Annotated in this window: 3 protein-coding genes and 2 tRNA genes; 3 read left to right on the top strand and 2 right to left on the bottom strand. The window is 67.1% G+C overall.

Features of this window, described 5'->3' with window-relative positions; all coding sequences use genetic code 11:
• Positions 1–140 precede the first annotated feature (140 nt).
• Both MJ783_RS05295 and MJ783_RS05290 read right to left on the bottom strand, forming a co-directional pair.
• Positions 141–788, bottom strand: a complete 648-nt coding sequence (locus MJ783_RS05295; protein WP_239308796.1) for a DUF4232 domain-containing protein — start codon at positions 786–788, stop codon at positions 141–143.
• Positions 789–999: 211 nt separating this feature from the next.
• Positions 1,000–2,535, bottom strand: coding sequence for an MFS transporter (locus MJ783_RS05290; RefSeq protein WP_239308795.1), 1,536 nt, complete (start codon positions 2,533–2,535; stop codon positions 1,000–1,002).
• A 494-nt stretch (positions 2,536–3,029) separates the two neighbouring features.
• Here MJ783_RS05290 and MJ783_RS05285 point away from each other — a divergent pair.
• The 3 genes from MJ783_RS05285 to MJ783_RS05275 form a co-directional block, all read left to right on the top strand.
• Positions 3,030–3,104 (top strand) — tRNA-Asp (locus MJ783_RS05285).
• 79 nt (positions 3,105–3,183) lie between these two features.
• Positions 3,184–3,260, top strand: a tRNA-Phe gene (locus tag MJ783_RS05280).
• A gap of 552 nt (positions 3,261–3,812) precedes the next feature.
• Positions 3,813–4,695 (top strand): toll/interleukin-1 receptor domain-containing protein (locus tag MJ783_RS05275; protein WP_239308794.1); only part of this gene is annotated, 883 nt, incomplete at its 3' end.

Here is a 4,695-nt window from a genome sequence, read left to right as displayed (position 1 = left end):
CACGAACCTGATCAATGGTGTTTCCAACGCTATACCGCCGAACACGCGGACACCGGCGGATGAAGGCGGCCAGATTTCATCCGGCACCGGACTTTCTCACCGGCACTTTTTCGCCGGACGCTTTCTCAGCTGGTACTTTCTCACCGGGTGAGCGCGGAGATCTGGAGCTGATGGACGGCGGGGCTCGCGCATACCGTCTCCGGCACGCCAACCGGTAGCGGTAATGCCGTCCGGTTGGCTGGTGGGTAGATACGCAGAGCGACGGCCTCGGCGGTCTGGTTCGGCTCGTCACAGCCGGCTTGTATACCGGTACGGATCATTATCAGGAGGCTGGCCGCATGCTGCCCGGGCAGCAACATGATCGCCGTACCGGGGCCGCCGGTGCGGTCCGCCGCAGCGCCGAGCTGACGGCCACCCGCATCGACGTACGACACGCCGGGGAAGCCTCCGAGCACGCAGGATGCCGCGCCCGCGTTGGTCAAAATGATCTGCTTATAGCTGTGACCTGCGCTGCTATCCAGATTCACGGCACTCACCCGTAGGTTCGCGGTCAGGCAGCCGTCCCCCGGGCTGTCCTGCGCGGCGCCAGCGGCCGGCTCGGGCGTCGCGCCAGGCGAGGATGCGGCCTGACTTGCCGGGGAGACAAGGTCACCCAGCGCCGGTCCCGCCGTCACGCCACCCGTGCCACCGGATGCGCGGGTGCCACCCGCGCATCCGGCGCTGACCAGGGCAAACATCACCGCAAGCATCGCGGCAGCCACTATGCAGGGTTTTCGCCTGGTATCCATACAGTGTCTATCCATACAAGTATGTATCCGATGTCCATACCGGGGACGTGCGGAAATGGACATATTACCAGCGTCTCACCAGGGGCGGGCACCCCTGGGGCAGATTCCGGTAAGAATCCGATAAAATGCCGGAACTCAGCGGTCGGGTAACAGCCGGGGTTTTCAGCCGGCCCCGTATGACGGGGAACGCTCTCCCCCGGGCCAGAATGGATCAGCCTGGTCTGGACACGGGGCCGGGCGCCACGCTGGTCGGCGTCTCACCAGTCGACACCCCACCAGCAGTACCCGAATCGGTTCGGTCAGCGACGTCAGCCGGGCCGCCCCCACGGCCCAACGGCGGCAGAGCGAGCGCGGCCAAAGCTCCCAGCAGCGCGAGTACCGCGGCGGCCTCGAGCGCGCGGCCATACCCCGCAACCAGCGCGGAGGCCGCTGCCTGGCCTTCGTTCCGCAACGAGCGGGTGTGGTTGGCCGCCAGCGTTACCAGCGCGGCGAGGCCGATCGAACCGCCCACCTGCCGAGTCGTGTTGACCACGCCTGAAGCGAGGCCCGCATCGCTTCGAGCGACACCGGTCGTAGCCGCGAGGGTGATCGGCGTGACGGCCACGCCCAGGCCCAAGGCGGTCAGGATGCTGGGAAGCATCAGGTCGTGGATATACGAACCGGTCACGGGGATCTGCCCCAGCCAGAACAGCCCCAGCGAGGAGATAAGCCCACCGGCGGCCACCAGCGTCCGCACACCGAATCGTGCGATCACCCGGGAGCCGACCTGTGCCCCGACGATGATTGTGAACGTCTGCGGCAGGAACACCAGGCCCGCGACGAGCGGTGAGTAGCCGAGCGAATTCTGTACATAGAGGGAAAGGAAATACCAACTCGGAAAAATGGCCATAGAAATGCAGAACATGGCGGCATTGGCCGCCGAGACGGAGCGAGACCGAAAAAGCCGCAGCGGCACAAGCGGCGCCTTCACCCGACTCTCGTAGAGCATGAAAACGGCGAGCAGGACCACCCCTACCAGAATGGGAGCCAACGCTGATACCGACCCCCAGCCATGGGTGTCAGTGTCCACGAGCCCCCACACGAACGCGGTGAGCCCGCCGGTGACGAGCACAGCGCCGACGAAGTCCATCCGGCGCGGCGCATCCTCGTTACGCGTCTCGGTGAGCAGCAGCCGGGCCACGATCAGGCCCACCGCGCCGATCGGGACGTTGACGAACAGGATCCAGCGCCAGGAGATGAGGTCGGTGAGGATGCCACCGGCGAGAGCCCCGGCCGCGCCACCGGCCCCGGCGACGGCGCTCCAGGTGCCCAACGCGCGGGCCCGGACGGCCGGCTCACGGAATGTCGTGGTAATGATCGTAAGCGTCGCCGGTGAGAGAACGGCACCGCCGAGCCCCTGCGCGGCCCGGGCCGCGATAAGCATCCCCTGGCTCTGCGCAAAGCCGCCGACCAGCGACGCCCCAGTAAACAGGCCCAGCCCGAGCAGGAAAAGCCGCCGCTGGCCGAACAGGTCCGCAGCCCGCCCGCCCAACAACAGGAAGCCAGCGAAGACGATCGTGTAGGAGTTCACCACCCACTGCAGACCGGTTTCACTGAAATCAAGATCATGACGAATCGACGGCAGCGCGACGTTAACGATCGAAACATCGAGAATCACCATGAACTGGCCCAGGCAGGCGACCGCGAGGATCGCCCAGGATGGAACCGCCCGGGTGCCGGGGTGCGACCTCACGGTCAGTGTGTCCACGCCTGGCGGCAACTCCGTTACCCCGCAAACCATTCCTGCGTTGGCGCGAGGGACGATCGTCCGCCTGGTCCGCACTGGCGTCCTCTTGCCGATTACCGGGCCCGCCGTCCACTGTCCGCCCTCCGCCCTCCGCCCTCCGTCTCCGCCCTCCGCCGGTCACGTCCACGTCCACCTCAGACGTGGACGTGACCGGATGGATCCGCCCGCGAGCCTCCCGGCGGACATCCGAGCCACGGACGGGACAGGCTGCGGCGCCAGCCCTCATGCGCGCGCCCACCGCACCGTAGCCAGAGCAGAACAGCCGCCGTGGACAGGGAAGTGAGTCGATCAGCTGCCCGCACCCGACCACCGGATCCGGGCGGCCCCATCATCCTGTATGCTGCTGTTCAGCTCCTGAGTGAAGCTCCTGCCAGCATGACGGGAGGGGCAAACCTCGGGGTTGGGCCCAGAACATCGCAAGCGGGTTCGTGATACAACTGAACAGCACACAGCATGGTCCCGTGGTGAAGCCTGGAGTTCACGCCGCCCTGTCAAGGCGGAGGTCGCGGGTTCGAATCCCGTCGGGACCGCGCTCACACCACAGCGTGATACTGCTCTCGTCGGCTGGGGTGATCTGATCCTGTCATCTGTGGCAGGATGGCAGCATCGGGGCAGGTAGCTCAGTCGGTACGAGCGTCCGCCTGAAAAGCGGAAGGTCGGCGGTTCGACCCCGCCCCTGCCCACCACCCCTAACCAGCCAGAGCACTGCCCATCGATGATCTCAGCGGGCAGTGTGGTCTCAGCCCTGGTTTCAGTTGTAGCAACGCTGCGGCAACCCCCGTCGGCACCAAGCCTCAGCGCCACCCTCGTCCCACCATCAAGAAATGATGGAATCTGGCGTCGTCGACGTCGGTGGCGGTGGCTGCACCGCCACCAAGGACCTCCCTGCATGCGTCGCCGGAACCTTACATGTCGTTACGACGACATTCTCGTCAGCTGGCACGGACCAACCGAACATCGTCGCCAACGATCGTCTCTGTTTCCCGGGGCGACCTCCGTCCACCCGGCGGGCCGCGACGCACGCATCGGGCCGGCACCCCGCTCGGCGCCTCGGAGCGTCGCGGCCTGCTCCCCTCGACAGACCCCACCGGAAAGCGCAGTGCCGACTGCTCCGGCCGCGCTCCGCCGTGGGCACGAACCAGCCTGCCTCACCACATAATGATCTCACCGGTGACTGGTGCACAATGTAGTCCACTTGTATCCAGGAGCATCATCACCGAACGGAAGGTGAACCGGGGGTGGAGGACCGGCCGGACGGCGACCCAGCGGCATTCCTCAGCTACGCGCACGCCGACGACACCTACGCCAGCGGCCAGATCACCGCGTTCCGGCAGCAGTTAGAAGGCGAGCTGCGGGCACAGGTCGGCCACGACCTCCACATCTTCCAGGACCGCGACGACATCACCTGGGGGCAGGCGTGGAAGGAACGGGTCGACGACTCCCTCGACGCGGCCACCTTCATCATTCCCATCGTCACCCCGCGCTTCCTGGCCAGCGACCAGTGTCGGCGGGAACTGGCCCGCTTCCTCGACCGGGAGCAGCGGCTGGGCCGCACCGACCTGGTCCTCCCGGTCTACTGGATCGAGGTGCCGGACCTGGAACGGCGCGGCTCACGCGCCACCGACGACTTGGTCGCCGCGTTGTCCGCTCGCCAGTACGCCGACTGGCGGGAGCTGCGGTTCACGGCGCTGTCCGACCTGGCATGTCGCCGGTTGATCGCCGATCTGGCCCGCAGGCTCCGCGACACCCTCGTCCCGCCGACCCACATCGTCGACCCGCGGGGCCGGGGGGATGTCACCACGGTGGCCGCCGCCGTGGCCGCCGCTCACCCTGGGGATCGGATCCTGATCCGCCCCGGGGTGTATGAGGGGCCGGTCGTGCTCGACAAGCCGGTCGAACTGGTCGGCGAGGGGCCACCCGACGAGATCACCCTTGTTGCCGCTGATGGCAGCGTGGTGACCTCCACCGCCCCGTATGGGGTCGTCCGCGGGCTGACCTTGCGGGTAACCGGGCCACCCCGAGAGCCGGAGGAAGCCCCAGTGGTCGACGTCCACGCGGGTCGGCTGCTGATCACCGACTGTGATATCAGTGGCAGCGCCACCGGGGTGGCCGTCCACGGCA

Origin of the sequence: Protofrankia sp. Cj3 (genome assembly GCF_917627355.1) — a bacterium.
Lineage (GTDB): Bacteria > Actinomycetota > Actinomycetes > Frankiales > Frankiaceae > Protofrankia.
This window is presented reverse-complemented; position numbering and strand designations above follow the sequence as displayed.